We start from the raw sequence: 18,504 nt of genomic DNA, 5'->3' as shown, positions 1-18,504 counted from the left end.
TGCCGCGGGCACACATACGCCGTGATCCGACGCTCACTCCGCGACGAAGGAGGTCGTCTTGGTGCCGGGGTCGTAGCGCAGGCTCAGCACGAACTTGCAGAGGTTGACGTTCTTCCACAGCACGGCCTCGTTGTAGTTCTGCCAGTCGACACGAATGTTCCAGACGCATCCTTCATCGTCGTCGTCGAACTCGACGTAAGTGCTTGCCTGGTTCTGCAAGACTTTGTCGAGTTCGTTGTCCCATTCGTCCTGACCATCGTCCAGCGAATTGAAGCCGAGGAACTTGATGGCGTAACCGGTCTCGTTGACGACGGAGACGTTGCGGGAATCTGCGGCCTGCGACGGCGCGGCTGCGATCGAGAGGCCGAACGCAATGAGTGCAGCAAGAAAATATTTCATGAGAAAGCCCCGATCAAAAGAACGTCCGGCGCCGCAACTCCCTGGGCAACCAATGGCGTTGCCGGCAAGGTTCGTCCGGAGCGCGATCGAGAGGTTCAACAACACGATCGATCTGCGCTCCGGAACGGTGCGCCACGCGAGAAGCGCACGGCCTGTTCTTATCGACTAGGGCTCATGCCAGCAATGAATGGGCATTCATAGCCGACACATTCGTTGCCTACTCTGCGGCGTCGGTTTGAGCCGCAGGCACACTCGCGGAAACCTCGCGTGCGACGCCATTGCTCTTGCCGGTGACGGCGCCGACCAGCGCCTTCACGGGATCCTCACCCGGCCTGCTGCCGCGCCTCGAGGTCCTTTTGCGCGATCGCCACCTCGTTGTCACGCACGATGGCGTTGCGGTCGCGCCGGCGGGTCTCATTGCGCCGCCGTCGAGTACGACCTTCTTGCCACCGAGGCCAGTGCGGACGAACGCCTCGTCGCGCGTGGCGCGCTTGTACAGGACGGTGAAGACGATGCCCAGGACGACGATCAGCGCGACGCCGATCATGGCCGGGACTCCGAGCAATCACGTTCCAGATCCTTATGCACGGTAGCGATTAGTCGCCGCCGGCACGCGGGCGGCGTTCAAGACGCGCGGATCAAGACTTCTTGCAGGCGCCGCTTGCAATTTTCATCGAAATAGGGGGATCCGGGACGATGTTGGCTCGCGACGGGCGGCGAGACACATCTTTGTCCGCAGCATATCCACAGGCCGGCGGCGCCGATTCCCTCGACTCGCTGCGCACAAACCCACAGGGCGGCGCGGCCTCAACCGCCCGCCTGCTCGAAAACGGCTCGGCAGGCCTCGCTCAGGCTCGCCTTGTTGCGACGCAGGCAGGCGGTGATGGCGCGGACGTTGGGGATCTCGCCGGCGCAGAGGCGGTAGACGTCTGGGGTGCAGGCCCGGCGCTGCTCGGGTGTGCCTTGCGCGGAGGCGGCGGATGCAAACAGCGTCAGGAATAGTCCGAGAGTCGAGGCCCGGCGAGCCCGGTTCTTCACGCCCGCGAACCTCAGGAACCTCGCCTTCATAGGTGCGTCTCCCGTCGGCCTCGTCCCGTCCCTGGCCTCTTGTTGGCCGTCACACCAGATCTACGGGAAAGAAACATTTGGGAATGTGATCTCTTTCACACTGGCGGGTCGCTGGACCCGCCTAGGTTGTGTCCGGGATTTTCTTAGGGAATCACTAACCAAACGAGCGCCGATCGCCGGATCGATAAAATTCGACCGATCCGCTCAATTGGGAAAAAAGCCGGTTTTGCCAATTTGCGCCGTCGGGAATGGTCCGGAGAGTGCGATGAGCGAAGCCGAATTCAACTTGCTGCTGGATGCCGTGCGGGCCGAGATCGAGCCCGTGCCGGAGGAGGAATTCGTGCCCCGCACGTGGAAATTCGACGCGCCGCCCAAAGCCGCCAACGACAACGAGGGCGCCTGGCCGCTGCTGCCTTTTCCGGATGGATGGTACGCCGCCAGCTGAGCGCAACGTCTCGCGCCCTTCTCCCGCTTCGCCACGTCCGCCAGCCAGAACGGCGGAGACAAGCAATCAGCTTCGAGTCCCGGACTGGTCTTCCGACGCGCGCGGCTCCTTGACGGGTTCTGCGGACGGAAAGATGCTCTCGTAGATTGCGCGGGCTTCTCGTATCAGACGGGCCCGCTCGAGCTCGGACTTCGGAATAAATCGGACAATCTCGCCCACATGCGCTCCAGGATTCGAGGCTTCGGATTCATCATCTGGGTAATGCGATCTTCATGCCAAGGCACCTGAATCGCGGTTAGCCGCCAACCCCGGACAAATCCGGGTGAGTTCCGGACGCGCCGCATCCTCCGGCGGAAAAAGACCGGCGCGCTGGCGTAATTATGCTGGGAAATCAGGAGTTTGTGATGGAGGCCACGTCCGGAATTGAACCGGAGTAAACGGTTTTGCAGACCGCTGCGTAACCACTCCGCCACGTGGCCTCAACGCAATGTTTTCAAGTACTTATGGCGCCAATCTCAAAGAACGAACCATGAAATTGGCACCCAATTGGCACCCTTTCGAGTGTCAGCGCAGGGCCGCGTTGATAGCGGCGGCGGCCTTGGCGTCGGTCTTCTTAAACATGTGAGCGTAGACCGCAAGAGTAATTGCCGGGCTGGCGTGCCCGAGGCGTTTAGAAATCGTGACAATATCCACATCCCCGTCGATGAGCTGCGACGCATGGGTGTGGCGCAGATTGTGATAGATCGTAGCCACCGACTTCGGCGGCTTCTGATCACGATGCCTTTAACTCACCGCAGGAACGCCGATCAGTACGGGATGGGAATCAAAGGTGATCGCTAGATAGGCAGCAACGCCGACCGCAACCGCGATCAGGTCCTTGGCGATCCCTCCGACCGGAATCGATGGGCTGCCTTGGTCGGCGCGGTGCTTGAGCGAAATCCGATCGTACACGGCCCAGCCCAGGATCGAACCAAAAAGAATGATCCCGCCGAGATCACCATTGGCCAAGAGATGCCCGAACGCCCACAATTTGACGCCGGCCAGCATCGGATGCTTGACCGTCGCATAGATACGTCCGCGGATATAGGACGCCGCCACCAGGATTATCGCCGGCAGCATCAGCGCGACGTTCAGGTGTTTGAGGAACCTTGGCGGCGTCCAGACCTGGACCCAGCCGGTCGCACGGTAATGCCCAAAGCCCCAAGCGATCAGAGCAATGCCTGCGAGAGACACCAGCACATAGACACCCTTGTAACGCGCCTCGCCCATTGCGGTGATCAGGCGACCGCGCAGTTTGCGTTGCGCAGTGAGGGTGTGAACGCCGAGAAACAGCACCAGACCCAGGATCATCACCGACAATGCCACGATGCCCATTCCCCCCAACGGTGTTCTTTACAATACACCGACACTTTCACGGGCGGGAATAGTGTTCGCTAAAGGCTCATACAACTTTGAGGTACCAAAGTGACCGATATAGTTGGCGAACAAATCAGGCCGGCCCCATTGACTAAGGTGGCGGGCCGAGCGCGAGATTTCGGCTTAGCCGCGTGTGGCGCGATTGCCACTGGTCTCGTAGAGTGGGCTGCGGAAGCGGCGCCTAGCTGTCCCCAGAGCCGGGCAACAGGCGCGGGATTTCACGCTTGCGTCGTGATCGGACTTGCCATCGCAGATAGAACCTCAAATAAGGATCGCTAACGTTAACCTCACGCTTATCGTCATCCCAGTCTATCGCCGCTTCAGAACTCAGGCTTCATTGCAATTATAGCGATATGTTTCAGCGCCGAGGTAATTTCGTGTTTCTGGGGCATCATCTCGACGAGCAGCGCATTAAGATTAGTTCTCAATTCCTCGTAGGAAATCGAAGGCTTCGGTCCCGTTTCGGCCAATGCGAGCAGCATCACCTGATAGATGTCAGCCTCTCCGCCGCTCCTGAGCGGGCGTTTCGTCCTTACTTTCCGGCTTTGTGGCCCGGCAACGAGGCGCTGATAGATCGGTAACCCTGCATCCTTCGCGAGGCGCTCGAACATCCTGGATTGCGCTTCGCTCCAGCCGGGCTACGGATTGTTGCAGACCTTCATCCTGGTGACACCAGCACCGATCGGATGACCGAAAATTTCCGACAAGGTCCGGCATTTTCCCTCGCTGCGGCCGGACTGATATAGGGGATCAAGGACTTAGGCAACCGCCTTCATCCGACTTCCCGATCGGTTGTGGAAGGTCGTTCAGATTGCGGCGGGGGTGCCGCTATCCAACCATATGCGCCAGCTTGGTGCCTGGACCCGATCACGGGATGGCGAAATCCCCTCGGGTCTGTACTGCCCGCTCCGCAGCGGGCAAGCCCTCGGCGGTCAGGTCAGCCGCGGCGGTTGCGGCGGAAATCGCGCCGGCGGCCACGGCCTGCCGGTTTTGGTGCAAGTTCGGGCGTCTCGGCCAGCACTTCGCGATAGCGTGTTAACATCCGTTCAAAACTCGCTTGCAGCGTCGCGGCGATGTCGGGCCGCCGCTGGAGGCTCGCGAGCATCATGGCTGCCGCCTCGATGGTGGCGAGCCCGTCGCGGCGCGGCTCGCGGCGCAAGCGCCCATAACGCGAGGGCCTCGCGGGATTGAGAATCACGCGCTGGCACTTCAGCATCCATGGATTGCGCCACCAGAGCGCCTTGGCCTGGCTCCAGGTGCCGTCGAGCAGCACCACGCCCTCGATCCTGTTCAGGATGGCGCGCTGATTGTCGGCGATCTCGCCCTTGCGCGTGAGCGCGATGATGTCGGCGTCGCTATCGAGATCGGTGGCGCGCGCCGATCCGAGATAGAGCACCGCCCAGCGGGCGGGATCCGCGACCGGCCGCCCGAGCGCCTTGGCAAGGCTCGGCCACGACAGCCCGACCCGCAGCGTCGCATCGGTAAAATGCCGCGCCGTCAGCCGCGCAGTGCCGAGCGCCCTGTCCTGCTCCTGCGGATGCTGAAGGATCAGGAGCGCGACGCGGCTGTCGAGCGGCGTGACGCTGTCGCAGATGCACAGCGGTATCGGCTTCTGGCAGTGCGGACATTCGGCGACGGGTTCGGGCGCTGCGGCGGTGACGTCAGACGGGTACGACATCCAGCCGCTATACGCTCGGCCCAGGGCTCCAACAACCGTTATTCCGCTGGCGCATGAACGGCGCCCGGCTCGGAGCGGCGGCGCAGGCGATCGATCAGCAGATAGATCACCGGCGTCGTGTAGAGCGTCAGGATCTGCGACACGAACAGCCCGCCGATGATGGTGATGCCGAGCGGACGGCGCAGTTCCGTGCCGGGCCCCGTCGCGATGACGAGCGGAATGCCGGCGAACAGCGCCGCCATCGTCGTCATCAGGATCGGGCGGAAGCGCGCCTGGCACGCCTCGAAAATCGCATCGGCCGACGACAGACCGCGCTGCCGCTCGGCGTCGAGCGCGAAGTCGACCATCATGATGCCGTTCTTCTTGACGATCCCGATCAACAGAATGATGCCGACGAAGGCGATCACGGTCAGCGGCGTGTTGGTGAGCTGCAAGGCAAGCAGCGCGCCGAGCCCCGCCGATGGCAGCGTCGAGATGATGGTCAGGGGATGGGCGAGGCTCTCATAGAGCACGCCCAGCACGATGTACATCGCAACCAGCGCGCCCAGGATCAGGAGTGGCTGACGGCCGCTGGTCCTGGCGAAATCGCCGGCATTGCCGTCAAAGCTGCCGCGAATGCCTTCCGGCATGTGCAGCTCTTCGACCGCGCGCTGGATGTTTTGGATGGCGCTCTGCAGCGGCACGTCGGGCAAGGTGTTGAACGACACGGTCGTCGAGGGAAATCCCTGCGAGTGAAACACGGCGAGCGCGGCGAGCCCGCGCTGGGCGCGGACCACGGCCGACAGCGGGACCTGCACGTCGCCGGCGCCGGCGACATAGATGCGATCCAGATTGGACGGATCGACCTGGAATTTCGGGTCCGTCTCCAGCACGATCATGTACTGGTTGCGCTGGGTGTAGACGATCGAGATCTGACGCTGCGAAAACGCGTTGTTGAGCGCGTTGTCGATGTCCTGCACGCGGACGCCGAGGCGTGAAGCGGCCTGCCGATCGATCGCAAGGGTAAGCTGCAAGCCGCCGGGATCGCGATCGGCGGAAACGTCGGTGATGCCTTCGACCGTCTCCATGCGCTTGGCGACGATCGGCGCCCACTGCTGCAAGAGGTCGAGATCGGTGCTCGACAGCGTGTACTGGTAGTTGGAGTCGCTCTGCCGACCGCCGGCGCGGACATCCTGCGCCGCAAACATGAACAATCGGATGCCGGCGACGCGATAGAGATTGCGGCGCAGCCGGTCGATCACCGTCTCGGTGGAGATGTAGTCACGCTCGGCCGGCGGCTTCAGGCTGATGAACATGGTGCCGCGGTTCGAGGCGGCCCCGCCCGGCCCGCCGCCGCTCGGCAGCACCGAGGCGATGCCGGCGACCGCGCGATCCGCGAGCACGATATCGGCGAGCTGCTGCTGCAACCCCAGCATCGACTGGAACGAGATGTCGGCGGAGGCACGCGTCGCGCCGATCACGAAACCGGAATCGTCGGTCGGAAAATAGCCCTTGGGGACCTTGATGTAGAGCGTCACCGTCAACCCGATGGTGGAGAAGAACACGAGCAAGGTCAGCAGTGGAAATTCCAGCCCCGCGCGCAAGGTGCGCGCATAGAAGGCAACGATGCGCGACAGGGAGCCTTCGATGATACGATCGAACAGCGTCGCCGAGCCCGAGGTGGTCTGCCGGATGTAATGGGCGCAGATCATCGGCGTGACGGTGAGTGACACCAGCGTCGAGACCACGATCGCAAAAGTCAGCGTCAGCGAGAATTCGCGCAGCAGGCGTCCCACGATGCCGTCCATGAAGATCAGCGGCGTGAACGCCGCGATCAGCGACAGGCTGATCGACAGCACGGTGAAGCCGATCTGCTTCGCCCCCTCCCGTGCCGCCTGGAACGGCCGCATGCCGTGCTCGAGGTTGCGGAACATGTTCTCGATCATGACGATGGCGTCGTCGACCACAAAGCCGACGGAGATCGCGAGCGCCATCAGCGACAGATTGTCGATCGAGAAGCCGGCGACCCACATCCCGGCACAAGTCCCGGCGAGCGCAAGCGGCACGGAAATACCGGCTGCGATCGTCGGCGTGATCCGACGCAGGAACACGAACACCACGACCATGACCAGGATGGCCGTCGCCAGCAGCGTCCACTGCATATCCTCGACGCTCGCGCGGATCGTTCCGGTGCGGTCGACCAGCGTCGATATCTCCACGCCCGCCGGAATCCACTGCTTCAGCTCAGGGATCAGCGCCTTGACCCGGTCGACGGTGTCGATAACGTTCGCATCGCCCTGCTTGGTGATCTGGATGACCACCGCCGGCTGCTTGTTGAACCAGGCGATCGAGCGGGCGTTCTTGACGGAATCCCCAATCTCGGCGACGTCGGCGAGGCGCACGAAATTGCCATTCGAGCTCTTGATGATGATGTCGCGAAATTCCTTGGCCGTGCGCATTTGCCGGTTGAGCGCGAGCGTCTCGCTCTGCCGCTCGCCGTTGAAGATGCCGACGGGCCCGAGCGGATTGGCGTTGATGATCGCGGTGCGGACGTCGTCGGTGGCAATGCCGGCATTGGACAGCGCGACCGGGTTGAGCTGGATGCGGACTGCCGGCTGGTCCGCGCCAGAGATTGTCACATTGCCCACCCCCGGCACCTGCGAGATGCGCTGCGCCAGCACGGAATCGGCGATGTCATAGATCGCGGCGGTGGAGATCGTCTTCGAGGTCAGTGCCAGGACGAAGACCGGGGCCGCGGCCGTATTCGCTTTCCGAAAGCGCGGCAGCGACGGCAAGTCGCTGGGCAGATCGGACAGCGCGGCATTGATCGCCGCCTGCACATCGCGCGCGGCGCGGTCGGTGTCGCGCCCGATGTTGAACTGGAGCTGGATGTTGGTCAGGCCGATCGAGCTCGTCGAAGTGATCTGGTTGATGCCGGCGATCTCGCCGAGCCGCCGTTCCAGAGGTGCTGCGACGGTTGCCGCCATCACCGACGGATCGGCGCCGGGACGGTTGGCGAACACGAAGATCGCAGGGAAGTCGACGTTCGGGACGGCGGCCACGGGGAGGAATTCGTAGGCCACGACACCCAGCAGGAACAGTCCGATCGACAGCAGCGTGGTGGCCACCGGCCTGCGGATGAAGGGCTCCGAGATCGACGCCATCACTGCATCCCCTCGGTCGCGCCGGCGGCCGGCGGTCCCTCCGGCTCGGGCGGCGGCAGCATGTACTCTAGGCGACGGTTGATCCGGTCGAGCGCGAGATAGATCACCGGCGTGGTGTAGAGCGTCAGCAACTGGCTGAGCAGCAGGCCGCCGATGATGGAGATGCCGAGCGGAAACCGCAGCTCCGAGCCCGTGCCGCTTTCGATCGCGAGCGGAAGCGCACCGAACAGCGCCGCCAACGTCGTCATCATGATCGGGCGGAAACGTAACAGGCAGGCCTGCACGATCGCTTCTATGGGTGGTAGCCCCTGCCCGCGCTCAGCTTCCAGCGCGAAGTCGATCATCATGATGGCGTTCTTTTTGACGATGCCCATCAAGAGGATGATGCCGATCAGCCCGATCACGGAGAGGTCCTGTCCAAACAGCACCAGCGCAACAATCGCGCCGACGCCGGCGGACGGCAGCGTCGAGAGAATCGTGATCGGATGGATGTAGCTCTCATAGAGCACGCCCAGCACGATGTAGATCGTGATGACGGCAGCGAGCAGCAGCCAGGGCTGCCCGGCGAGCGCCTTGGCGAATTCGGCGGCATCGCCCGCGTAGACGCCGACGATGTTGCGGGGCATGCCGATGCGGGTCTCGATCGCCTTCACGGCCTCGACAGCGTCACCGAGGGCGGCGCCCGGCGCCAGATTGAAGCTGAGCGAGACGGCAGGGAATTGCGCCTGGTGAGAGATCGCAAGCGGCGCCGTGGTGCGCGTCAGCGTCGCCACCGCCGACAGCGGCACCTGCGCGCCGGCCGCGCCCGGCAGATAGAGCTTTGATAGGATCGAGGGATCGCGCTGGTACATCGGCAAGGCCTCCAGCACGACGCGATATTGGTTGGCCTGGCCGTAGATCGTGGAAATCTGCCGCTGTGCGAACGAATCGTTCAGCGTGTCGGTGACCCCTTGCAGGTTGACGCCGAGCTGGCCGGCGCGTGTGCGGTCGATATTGAGCTGCGCCCGAAGGCCACCTTCCTGCGCTTCCGAGGAGACATCGCGGAACAAGGGATCGCGCCGCATCTCCGCAACCAGCTTTCGCGACCACTCCGAGACCAGCGCCGCGTCGGTGCCGGTCAGCGTGTACTGATATTGCGAGCGGCTCGACTGCGTCGAGATCTGCACGTCCTGGACCGGCTGGAAGTACACAGTCATGCCGGGGATGCTTGCGACCTTCGCCTTCAGCCGGGCCACCACCACGCCGACATCGTCGCGTCGTTCGCCGCGTGGTTTCAGCGTCATGACGAGGCGTCCGACGTTGGTCGTCGGGTTGACCGAGCCGGCGCCGATCACGGAGACGACGCCGATCACGTCAGGGTCGGCCTTGATGACGTCGGCGGCCTCGGTCTGCCGTTTCTGCATCTCCGCGAACGACACATCAGGACCAGCCTCCGTCACCGCGGTGATCGAGGCGGTATCCTGGAGCGGCAGAAAGCCCTTGGGCGCGATGACGTAAAGGGCGAGGGTTGCAATCAGCGTGGCAAAGGTCACGACCAACGTCGCGCGCTGGCGTTCCAGCACCCATAAAAGGCTCCGGTGGTAAAAGCCGACTGTCCAGTCGATGAAGCGACTGACCGTGGTAAGCCCCGGCACGACCATCTCTTCGTGGGCGTGCTTGAGGAGGCGCGAGCACATCATCGGCGTCAGCGTCAGCGAGACCGCGGCCGAGGTGACGACCGCGATCGTCAGCGTCAGCGCGAATTCGCGGAACATGCGTCCGACAAGGCCCGACATGAACAGAAGCGGGATGAACACGGCGATCAGCGACACCGTCAGCGAGATCACGGTGAAGCCGATCTCGCTGGCGCCTTTGAGTGAGGCCTGCATCGCGCTCTCGCCGTTCTCCATGTGGCGGACGATGTTCTCGATCATCACGATGGCGTCGTCGACCACGAAACCTGTGCCGATGGTCAGCGCCATCAGCGACAGATTGTCCAGACTGAAGCCGGCGAAATACATGATGCCGAAGCTGGTGATCAGCGATAGCGGCAGTGCGACGCCGGCGATCACGGTTGCGCGCAGCGAGCGCAGGAACAGCAGCACGACCAGGGTCACCAGCACGACGGCGAGGATCAGCGTGAACTGCACGTCGTGGACTGAGGCCCGGATGGTCACGGTCCGGTCCGAGACCACGGTCAGGTTCACGCCAGCCGGGATCGCGCGCTGGACCTTCGGAATCTCGGCCCGGATCTGGCTGACCACGTCGATCACATTGGCGCCCGGCTGGCGCTGGATGTCGATGATCACCGCCGGCGTGCCCTGGTACCAGCCGCCGGTTCGGTCGTTTTCCAGGCCGTCGACGATCTGCGCGATATCCCCGATGGTGACGGGCGAGCCGTTGCGGTAGGCCACGATGATCGGCCGGTAGGCGTCTGCCGCGGCGATCTGGTCGTTCGCAGCGATCAGGTAGGACTGTTGCGCGCCGTCGAGCGAACCCTTCGGACCCGAGACGTTGGCGCCTGCGATCGCGTTGCGCAGATCCTCCATGGCGATGCCGTAGGCGGCAAGCCGCGCGAGGTCGGCCTGGATGCGCACCGCAGGCTTCAGCCCGCCAAGCACAGAGACGCGGCCAACACCGGAAATCTGGCTCAGCCGCTGTGCCAGGATCGTATCCGCGATGTCGCTCATCACCCGCAGAGAGATCGTGTCAGAGCGCAACGCGAGCGTCATGACCGGCGCATCCGCCGGGTTCACCTTGGCGTAGGTCGGCGGGTAAGGCAGCGTCCTGGGCAGCACGCCGGCGGCTGCGTTGATCGCGGCTTGCACGTCCTGCGTCGCACCGTCGATGTCGCGGTTGAGATCGAATTGCAGCGAGATCTGGCTGACGCCGAAGGAACTCGTCGAGTTCATCGCCGACAGCGACGGGATCTGGCCAAGCTGCCGCTCCAGCGGCGCCGTAATGAGCGAGGCGATGACGTCGGGGCTCGCGCCGGGCAGTTGCGTCGTTACCTGCACGGTCGGGAAGTCGACCTGCGGCAGCGCGGAGACCGGGAGTGAGAAATAGCCGAGCGCGCCGCCGATCAGCAGCGCGATGCCGAGCAGGAAGGTCGCAATCGGCCGGCGAATGAAGGGTTCGGAGACGCCCATGACGCGATCAGTCGGTCGAGGTCGGGATCATGGCTGCTTCGCTCCACTGCCCGATGAATCTGCCCCCTGCGCCGGTCCGGTCTGGCCCTTCTGATCGCCCTCACCGCTTTGCCGCTTGGCGCGGCGTTCACCATCCTTGCCTTGCCCCTCCTTCGCCTGACCGTCTTTGGCCTGGCCATCCTTGGCGCTATCCCTGGCGCCATCCTTGGCCTCCCCGTCCTTCGGGCCTTCCTTGCCCTGTGGCGCGCGGGTGCGCTTGCGCGGCGCAAGGTCGGCCGACGGCGTCTGGTCGTCGCGGCCGACGATCACCTTGGAGCCGTCGGAGAGATTGGCAAAGCCGGTGGTGACGACGCGATCGGTCGGCGCCAGGCCGCTTGCGATCACGGCGTCATGCTCGTTCTGCTGCGTCACCGTCACGGGTTTTGCCGAGACGATATCGCCCTCGCCGATCACATAGCTGAAGGTTCCGACTGGACCGCGCTGCACGGCCGATGTCGGCACCACCAGCGCTTTCGGCAGCGTCTCGACCTTTAGACGAACATTGACGAACTGGCCCGGCCAGAGCTGGTAGCGGGCGTTGGGGAATTCCGCCTTGAGCTTGAGCGTGCCGGTGGTCGGATCGACCTGGTTGTCGATGCCGGTCAGCTTGCCGCTATCGATCACCGTGACACCGTCATTGCCGAACACGTCGACCTGTAGCGCGCCCTTCGACGCCGCCGCGTTGACCCGCATGATCTGCTGTTGCGGCAGGCTGAACCACACCGCGATCGGTTGCAACTGCGTGATGACGACCAGGCCCGTGGTGTCGGAGGCGTGGATGATGTTGCCCTGGTCGACTTGGCGTAGACCCGCGCGGCCCGAGAGCGGCGCCACGATCTTGGTATAGCTCAGCGTCGCAGACGCATTGTCGATCGCGGCCTGGTCGGCCTTGACCAGCGCCTCGGTCTGCGCGACCAGCGCGCGCTGGGTGTCGGCCTGCTGCTTGGAGCCGGCGTTGGAGGCAGCGAGCTGCTCGTAGCGTGTGAGGTCGATACGCTGGTTGGCGAGCTGGGCCTGGTCCTGCGCCTTCTTCGCCACGGCCTGGTCATACTGTGCCTGGTAGATCGCGGGATCGATCTCGGCGAGCACGTCGCCCTTCTTGACGTCCTGGCCCTCGATGAAATTCACCGCGATCAGCTTGCCGTCGACCTGCGAACGCACGGTGACGGTGTTGAGCGCGCGGATCGCGCCGACGCCGTCGAGATAGACCGGCACGTCCTGGACACGTGGGGACGCCGCCAGCACCGGCACGGGCAGATCGGGCCGCGCATTGGGGTCATTCGCAGGCTTCTGGTGCCATGCGGTCCAGCCGAAATAGCCGAGCCCGCCGAGGATCGCGAGCGTGATCAGTGTGGAAACAAAGCGGCGGCCGCGCCGGGACGTGCTGCGCTTGCCCGCCTCTTCCTTCGCGCCTTCCTTCGTGTCCGGCTTAAAGAGCATTGACCGGCTTCTCCATTCTCGGCTCCCAACCGCCGCCCAATGCCTGGTACAGACTGACGATCGCGAGCAGGCGGGCGAGTTGCGCCTGCGACAGCGCATCTTCTGCCTGGAACAACGTCAGCTGGGTATTGAGCACCGTCACGATGTCGGCGGTGCCCGCGTGCAATTGCTGTTCGGCGAGATCGAACGCGCGGCGCGAGGCCGCCACCACCACGCGCTGCAGCTGCAGCTTGATCGTGGTCTGCTTGATCGAATACAGCGCGTTGTCGACATCCGCGAAGGCCTGGATGATCGTCTTGCGGTAGGTCTGGAGCAACTCGTCCTGACGCGCCTTGGCATTTTCGAAATTGCCGAGGATCTTGCCGCCGTCGAAGATCGGCTGCGTCGCGCTGCCGACCAGCTGGAAGAAGGCCGCGTGCGGCTGGAACAGCGACACCAGCGCAGAGCTCTGATAGCCGCCATTCCCGGTGAGCTGGATGGTCGGAAAAAACTGCGCGCGGGCATTGCCGATATTGGCGGTGGCGGAGGCGAGCTGCGCTTCCTGCCGGCGAATATCGGGCCGCTGTGTCAACAGTTCGGACGGCAGCCCGGGCGTGACGCGCGGGATTGCGATCCGGTTCAGCGAGCCGCCCGAGATGCGTACGCTCTCCCGCGGGCGCGACACCAGCACAGCCAGCGCGTTGATGTTCTGGTCGAGCGTCTGCCGCAGCGGCGGCACCAATGCCTTCTGATTCGCCAGCACGCTCTCCTGCTGGGCGACGTCGAGGTCGGTACCCGTGCCTGCCTTGCGCCGCTCCTTGATGGCATCGAGGATCCGCTCGGCGCTGGCGATATTGCTTTGCGAGGTGCGCAAGCGATCCTGCGCGGTCAGCACCTGGAAATAGGCGTTGGCCACGCTGGTCAGCGTCGTCAGCGCCACGACGTCGCGATCAAAGCGATTGGCGTGAGCCGTCTCTTCGGCCGACTGGAGGGCATCGCGATTCTGGCCCCAGAAGTCGAGCTGGTAGCTCGCGCTCAGCGAAGCCGAGTAGTTGACGACCTCGCGACCGCCAATGGTGAGACCGGAGGCCGATGAGCCGGAGGTGCGCGAATAGGTCTCCGAACCCGAGCCGGACACACTCGGCAGCAGGGCTGCACCGGCCTGTCGCGCCTGGGCATCTGCCTCGAAGATGCGTGAAACGGCGGCGGCGATGTCCAGATTGACGGTCTGCGCCTCCTCCATCAACTGCGTCAGCTCCGCCGATCGGAAGCCGCGCCACCAGTCGAGCGGCGGCGGCGCGTCGGGCTTGCCGGCATATTTATATTGGCTGGGCACGTCGAGCGCCGGATCGGGCAAATCCTGCGTCAGCACGCAGCCGGCGGAGCTCAGTGCCAGGCCAAGCACCACCACCCGGCTCGCTGCGCCCAGCAGCCGGGGTTCGGGACCGTACGATCGCCGCACGGCGACCATCGGGAATCTTCGGGTCACATCCACCCCCTGCCGGGCAGACGCAACTGCCACCGCGCGCTCGGATTAGCCGATTCGCGGCGCGTCAGTTGGGGCGTGGTCTCCGTTTCGTTCACAGCGTGATGCTTTCCTGGACGCGTGCCGCATATTAGCGGGGCGTGACCGGGGCGGACAGTCCCGCAGTTGCGAAGCCCGCGCCGCAAACAGGCTTCACGAAGTCGCGAAACAAAGAGGTTTTGCCTAGTTTTATAGGCCTTCTTGCATTTCGACGCGCTCCTCGGCAGCGGCAAGCTTACCAACATTTCATGTGACATTGTCGCCACAGCGGGGTCGGGACGGCCACAAACGGGGCCGCACTCCACTGAAACCTGCGCCGCGGCGCACCGTTGCTCGTCCGACATCAATCGGCAGGGGCATTGCACATGCGCATCGCTGTCGTCGGAACGGGCATTGCCGGCAACGCGGCGGCCTGGACGCTCTCACGACGCTATCCGGTGACGGTTTATGAGCGTGAGCTGCGTGCCGGCGGGCACAGCCACACCGTCCCCGTCGATTATGATGGCACGCCGATTGCCGTCGATACCGGCTTCATCGTCTATAACGAGCTCAACTATCCTGACCTGACTGCGATGTTCGCCCATCTCGGCGTCGAGACGGTAGGGAGCTGCATGAGCTTTGCCGTATCCGCTGACGCCGGACGATTCGAATGGCGCGGGGGCGGCAACGATGTCTGCGAGCATAATGCCGCGGCTTTCGCCGCCCAGAAGCGGCTCGACGCGATCCAGGGACGCCGGCATACCTGGTTCTGCGGTGCATGGACCGGCTACGGCTTTCACGAGGATGGCCTGCGCTCGGGCCTTCGCGTCGCCGAGGCGCTCGGCGCGGTCGCGCCCTGGCGTGAGGTGCCGGTCGAGCTGGCGCAAGCTGCGGAGTAGCACGATGGCGACAGAAGCCACCCTGCTCGCAAACGACGCCGTATCGCTCTATGTCGGCGACGTCATGCATGCGCGGTTGAAGCCGATCGGCCACCGCTTCAGCTATCGCGTCATGAGCCTCCTGATCGATCTCGACCGGCTCGAGGAGGCAGGCCGGCAATCGGCCCTCTTCGGCGTCAATCGCGCAGGCCTCTACAGTTTCCACGAGGCCGATCACGTCGAGCGTGACGGGGCTTCCTTGCGCGCCCACGCCCAGCGCTGCGCCGCGCGGCACGATGTCGATCTGACCGGCGGGCGCGTGATGCTGCTCTGCTACTCTGCTATCCCCGCCTGCTCGGCTACGGCTTCAATCCTCTGTCGGTGTGTTTTTGTTATCGCGCATGCGGCGAGCTCGTGCTGGTCATCTACGAGGTGCGCAACACCTTTGGCGATATCCATCCTTACGTCCTGCCGGTCGTACCAGGCGAGATGAGCGCCGCCGGTCTGCGGCAGCAGCAGGACAAGCAATTCCACGTCTCACCCTTCATCGCGATGGAGGCGCGCTACCATTTCCGCGTCCTGCCGCCAGCCGACACCGTCCGCCTGCGCATCCTCGAAACCGACCGCGACGGCCCACTTGCTCGCTGCGACATTGAGCGGCCGCCGCCGCGCGCTGACCTCGCGGGCGTTGTTGCGGTCGTTCGTCGGGTTGCCGCTCGTGCCCCTCAAGGTGATGGCGGCGATCCACTGGGAAGCCTTGCGGCTCTGGCTCAAGGGCGCGCGGCTGATGCCTCGACCGAATGTCGCAGGGCGGCTCGCCGACGGCGCTGCCGTTCAACCCGGCTTGCAAAGCGGCTTGGCGGCCGCCGAAACGCGCGCTTATACTCTTCGTCGCTAACCGCCTGTGGGGGCGCTCTCGGGTCGAACCCGGGATCGGCGCGGCTGCCTGAGCGGTCGGACAGTGCCAGTTCAGGTGATGCCGATGTCGAACGCGATCCCGATCACCCCCGACAATGTCGAGACGGTCCTCGCCGACCTGCCGCGTCTGGTTCGTCTCGCGCTTGCCTTCGGCTCACGCCTGAGGCGCGGCACGCTCGACGTGATCCTGCCTGACGGCCGCCTCGTCCGGCTCGGCGGCCTCGAACCCGGCCCGAATGCGGTGATGCGGCTGCACAATTACGGTTTTGCGCCGCGCCTGATCAATGGCGGCGATATCGGGATTGCGGAAGCCTATCTCGCCGGCGATTGGGACACGCCCGATCTCACGCAGTTCCTCTATCTCTTTTGCGTCAACCACGACCTGATCCAGGCCATGCTCCGCGACAAGCCGGTGATGCGCCTCGTCCAGGTGCTCCGGCACTGGTTCAACCGCAACACCAGGCGTCAGGCGCGGCGCAACATCCATGCCCATTACGACATCGGCAACGCCTTCTATTCGGCCTGGCTCGATCCGAGCATGACCTATTCCTCGGCGCTGTTCGAGGAGAACACCACCGATCTCACGGCAGCCCAGACCAACAAGTATCGCAGGCTCGCCGAAGCCATCGATCTGAGGCCTGGACAGAAGCTGCTCGAGATCGGCTGCGGCTGGGGTGGATTCGCCGAATACGCGGCCAAGACCTTTGGCGCGCGCGTCGTGGGACTGACGATCTCGACCGAGCAGCGCGACTTTGCGCAGAGGCGCATCCAGAGCGCCGGTCTCGCCGAGAAGGTCGAGATCCGCCTTCAGGACTACCGCGATGAGCGCGACCGGTACGACCGCATCGCCTCGATCGAGATGATCGAGGCCGTCGGCGAGCAGTTTTGGCCGAAATATTTCGCGCAATTGCGTGATCGCCTGCTGCCGGGCGGCCTTGCCGGCATCCAGGCCATCACCATCCAGGACGGGCTGTTTCAGACCTATCGGCGCGAGGTCGACTTCATCCAGCGCTACGTGTTTCCCGGCGGCATGCTGCCCTCGCCCGCGGTGCTCAAGTCGCTGGGCGAGACGTTTGGCGTGCCTGTCATCCGGGAGCGCATCTTTGGGCAAGATTATGCCAAGACGCTCGCCACGTGGCGAAATAACTTCCGCAGCGCCTGGCCGAACCTCGTGCCGCTCGGTTTCGACGATCGGTTCCGGCGTCTTTGGGAGTACTATCTCTCCTATTGTGAGGCCGGTTTCCTTTCCGGGAATATCGACGTCCGGCAGGTCGTCTTCGCAAAGCAGCATTAAGACTTTGCGCCCTCGCCTTGTGTGGCCGGAGACCCTACTTTAGGGTTTCGCCCACTTCACAGAACCAGCCGGTAATTGCCTGACATGACCATCAAAAACGACGTTGTCGAAGCCATCGGCAACACCCCCCTCATCAAGCTCAAGCGTGCGTCCGAACTGACCGGCTGCACCATTCTCGGCAAGGCCGAATTCATGAATCCCGGCCAGTCGGTGAAAGACCGCGCCGGCAAATGGATGATTTTGGAGGCCGAGAAGCGCGGCGAGCTGAGGCCGGGCGGCCTCGTGGTCGAGGCAACCGCCGGCAACACCGGCATTGGCCTCGCGGTCGTGGCGAGCGCGCGCGGCTACCGCACGCTGATCGTGATTCCGGAGACCCAGAGCCAGGAGAAGAAGGATTTTCTGAAGCTATGCGGCGCCGAGCTCGTCGAGGTGCCAGCGCTGCCTTACGCCAATCCCAACAGCTACCAGCATGTCGGCCGCAGGCTCGCCGACGAGCTGCGTAGGAGCGAGCCGAACGGCGTGCTGTTCGCCGATCAGTGGAACAACCTCGACAATGCCAAGGCGCATTTCGAATCCACCGGTCCCGAGATCTGGGAGCAGACCGGCGGCAAGGTCGACGGCTTCGTCTGCTCGGTCGGCAGCGGCGGCACGCTCGCCGGCGTCAGCCGTTATCTGAAGGAAAAGAACAAGAACGTGAGCATCGCCTGCGCCGATCCGCACGGCGCGGGGATGTACGAGTATTTCCGGACCGGCGACGCCAAGGCGACGCCCGGCGGTTCGATCACCGAAGGCATCGGGCTCAACCGCGCGACCGCGATCGTGGAGACCGCGAAGGTCGACGATGCCTTCCTCATTCCCGACGACGAAGCGGTCAACCTGATCTACGACCTGCTCCAGCACGAGGGTCTATGCCTCGGCGGCTCGACCGGCATCAACATCGCCGGCGCCATTCACCTTGCGAAGAAGCTCGGGCCCGACAAGACCATCGTCACCGTGCTCGCCGATTCCGGCAGCCGCTACCAGTCGAAGCTTTTCAATTCGGACTTCATGCGCGCCAAGAATCTGCCAGTGCCGACGTGGCTTGAGAAGCGCAGCAACATCAAGCCGCCGTTCGTGTAGAGGCGAGCGAATTGGGGGTAGCGAATGGCGAGTAGAAATCCCTATTCGCTACTCGC

15 protein-coding genes, 1 tRNA gene and 2 pseudogenes are annotated in these 18,504 nt (G+C 64.0%); 5 read left to right on the top strand and 13 right to left on the bottom strand.

The genetic code is table 11. The annotated features are described in order from the left end of the window. Positions 1 to 33: 33 nt before the first annotated feature. The 3 genes from QA640_RS23220 to QA640_RS23210 form a co-directional block, all read right to left on the bottom strand. Complete coding sequence (locus QA640_RS23220) at positions 34 to 399, bottom strand: hypothetical protein (RefSeq protein ID WP_283035280.1); 366 nt, start codon at positions 397 to 399, stop codon at positions 34 to 36. A gap of 217 nt (positions 400 to 616) precedes the next feature. Beyond that, positions 617 to 946, bottom strand: a complete 330-nt coding sequence (locus QA640_RS23215; RefSeq protein WP_283043128.1) for a hypothetical protein — start codon at positions 944 to 946, stop codon at positions 617 to 619. A gap of 260 nt (positions 947 to 1,206) precedes the next feature. Further along, positions 1,207 to 1,467: a hypothetical protein gene (locus tag QA640_RS23210; protein ID WP_283035279.1), complete on the bottom strand. Its 261-nt coding sequence runs from the start codon at positions 1,465 to 1,467 to the stop codon at positions 1,207 to 1,209. Positions 1,468 to 1,732: 265 nt separating this feature from the next. Between QA640_RS23210 and QA640_RS23205 the strand changes: the two genes are divergently transcribed. Next, positions 1,733 to 1,912, top strand: a complete 180-nt coding sequence (locus QA640_RS23205) for a hypothetical protein (RefSeq protein WP_283035278.1) — start codon at positions 1,733 to 1,735, stop codon at positions 1,910 to 1,912. A gap of 405 nt (positions 1,913 to 2,317) precedes the next feature. Here the strand turns inward: QA640_RS23205 and QA640_RS23200 are convergent. The 10 genes and pseudogenes from QA640_RS23200 to QA640_RS23155 all read right to left on the bottom strand — a co-directional run bounded on the left by QA640_RS23200 (position 2,318) and on the right by QA640_RS23155 (position 14,230). Continuing rightward, a tRNA-Cys gene (locus QA640_RS23200) sits at positions 2,318 to 2,391 on the bottom strand. 85 nt (positions 2,392 to 2,476) lie between these two features. Then, entirely contained in the window at positions 2,477 to 2,665 is a 189-nt protein-coding gene (locus tag QA640_RS23195; protein WP_283035277.1) for a tyrosine-type recombinase/integrase, read from the bottom strand. Positions 2,666 to 2,695: 30 nt separating this feature from the next. After that, entirely contained in the window at positions 2,696 to 3,277 is a 582-nt protein-coding gene (locus tag QA640_RS23190; protein ID WP_283035276.1) for an NnrU family protein, read from the bottom strand. Between the two features lie 371 nt (positions 3,278 to 3,648). After that, positions 3,649 to 3,939: a hypothetical protein gene (locus tag QA640_RS23185; protein WP_283035275.1), complete on the bottom strand. Its 291-nt coding sequence runs from the start codon at positions 3,937 to 3,939 to the stop codon at positions 3,649 to 3,651. A 27-nt stretch (positions 3,940 to 3,966) separates the two neighbouring features. Beyond that, positions 3,967 to 4,053, bottom strand: a pseudogene (locus QA640_RS23180) (DUF1850 domain-containing protein); the annotation flags it as partial. Between the two features lie 212 nt (positions 4,054 to 4,265). Further along, a complete protein-coding gene (locus QA640_RS23175) occupies positions 4,266 to 5,006 on the bottom strand; it encodes a tRNA-uridine aminocarboxypropyltransferase (protein WP_283035274.1) in 741 nt (246 codons plus the stop codon). 38 nt (positions 5,007 to 5,044) lie between these two features. Continuing rightward, the gene (locus QA640_RS23170) at positions 5,045 to 8,149 is read right to left on the bottom strand and encodes an efflux RND transporter permease subunit (RefSeq protein ID WP_283035273.1); all 3,105 of its coding nucleotides are present in this window, start codon (positions 8,147 to 8,149) and stop codon (positions 5,045 to 5,047) included. Further along, the gene (locus tag QA640_RS23165; RefSeq protein ID WP_283035272.1) at positions 8,149 to 11,277 is read right to left on the bottom strand and encodes an efflux RND transporter permease subunit; all 3,129 of its coding nucleotides are present in this window, start codon (positions 11,275 to 11,277) and stop codon (positions 8,149 to 8,151) included. The genes QA640_RS23170 and QA640_RS23165 overlap by 1 nt, the downstream gene beginning before the upstream one ends. A gap of 27 nt (positions 11,278 to 11,304) precedes the next feature. After that, entirely contained in the window at positions 11,305 to 12,756 is a 1,452-nt protein-coding gene (locus tag QA640_RS23160; RefSeq protein ID WP_283035271.1) for an efflux RND transporter periplasmic adaptor subunit, read from the bottom strand. Next, positions 12,746 to 14,230 carry an efflux transporter outer membrane subunit gene (locus QA640_RS23155; protein ID WP_283042862.1) on the bottom strand — a complete coding sequence of 495 codons (1,485 nt, stop codon included), beginning with the start codon at positions 14,228 to 14,230 and terminating at the stop codon, positions 12,746 to 12,748. The genes QA640_RS23160 and QA640_RS23155 overlap by 11 nt, the downstream gene beginning before the upstream one ends. Positions 14,231 to 14,625: 395 nt before the next feature. Here QA640_RS23155 and QA640_RS23150 point away from each other — a divergent pair, with 395 nt between their 5' ends. From QA640_RS23150 to QA640_RS23135, 4 genes and pseudogenes are all read left to right on the top strand, one after another. Next, the gene (locus tag QA640_RS23150; RefSeq protein ID WP_283035270.1) at positions 14,626 to 15,138 is read left to right on the top strand and encodes an NAD(P)-binding protein; all 513 of its coding nucleotides are present in this window, start codon (positions 14,626 to 14,628) and stop codon (positions 15,136 to 15,138) included. A gap of 4 nt (positions 15,139 to 15,142) precedes the next feature. After that, positions 15,143 to 16,015: pseudogene (locus QA640_RS23145) on the top strand (DUF1365 domain-containing protein). A gap of 84 nt (positions 16,016 to 16,099) precedes the next feature. Next, positions 16,100 to 17,329: a cyclopropane-fatty-acyl-phospholipid synthase family protein gene (locus QA640_RS23140; RefSeq protein WP_283035269.1), complete on the top strand. Its 1,230-nt coding sequence runs from the start codon at positions 16,100 to 16,102 to the stop codon at positions 17,327 to 17,329. Between the two features lie 84 nt (positions 17,330 to 17,413). Beyond that, complete coding sequence (locus tag QA640_RS23135) at positions 17,414 to 18,448, top strand: cysteine synthase A (RefSeq protein WP_283035268.1); 1,035 nt, start codon at positions 17,414 to 17,416, stop codon at positions 18,446 to 18,448. Positions 18,449 to 18,504 lie beyond the last annotated feature (56 nt).

It is taken from the genome of Bradyrhizobium sp. CB82 (assembly GCF_029714405.1).
GTDB lineage: Bacteria > Pseudomonadota > Alphaproteobacteria > Rhizobiales > Xanthobacteraceae > Bradyrhizobium.
Note: the sequence above shows the minus strand (reverse complement) of the source record. Positions and strands in the feature narration are given on the sequence as shown.

Bases quoted from the DNA above. Each gene is read 5' to 3' on its own strand.
- QA640_RS23220 (WP_283035280.1), bottom strand. From the start codon at position 399: ATGAAATATTTTCTTGCTGCACTCATTGCGTTCGGCCTCTCGATCGCA.
- QA640_RS23215 (WP_283043128.1), bottom strand. From the start codon at position 946: ATGATCGGCGTCGCGCTGATCGTCGTCCTGGGCATCGTCTTCACCGTC.
- QA640_RS23210 (WP_283035279.1), bottom strand. From the start codon at position 1,467: ATGAAGGCGAGGTTCCTGAGGTTCGCGGGCGTGAAGAACCGGGCTCGC.
- QA640_RS23205 (WP_283035278.1), top strand. From the start codon at position 1,733: ATGAGCGAAGCCGAATTCAACTTGCTGCTGGATGCCGTGCGGGCCGAG.
- QA640_RS23185 (WP_283035275.1), bottom strand. From the start codon at position 3,939: ATGTTCGAGCGCCTCGCGAAGGATGCAGGGTTACCGATCTATCAGCGC.
- QA640_RS23175 (WP_283035274.1), bottom strand. From the start codon at position 5,006: ATGTCGTACCCGTCTGACGTCACCGCCGCAGCGCCCGAACCCGTCGCC.
- QA640_RS23170 (WP_283035273.1), bottom strand. From the start codon at position 8,149: ATGGCGTCGATCTCGGAGCCCTTCATCCGCAGGCCGGTGGCCACCACG.
- QA640_RS23165 (WP_283035272.1), bottom strand. From the start codon at position 11,277: ATGGGCGTCTCCGAACCCTTCATTCGCCGGCCGATTGCGACCTTCCTG.
- QA640_RS23160 (WP_283035271.1), bottom strand. From the start codon at position 12,756: ATGCTCTTTAAGCCGGACACGAAGGAAGGCGCGAAGGAAGAGGCGGGC.
- QA640_RS23150 (WP_283035270.1), top strand. From the start codon at position 14,626: ATGCGCATCGCTGTCGTCGGAACGGGCATTGCCGGCAACGCGGCGGCC.
- QA640_RS23140 (WP_283035269.1), top strand. From the start codon at position 16,100: ATGTCGAACGCGATCCCGATCACCCCCGACAATGTCGAGACGGTCCTC.
- QA640_RS23135 (WP_283035268.1), top strand. From the start codon at position 17,414: ATGACCATCAAAAACGACGTTGTCGAAGCCATCGGCAACACCCCCCTC.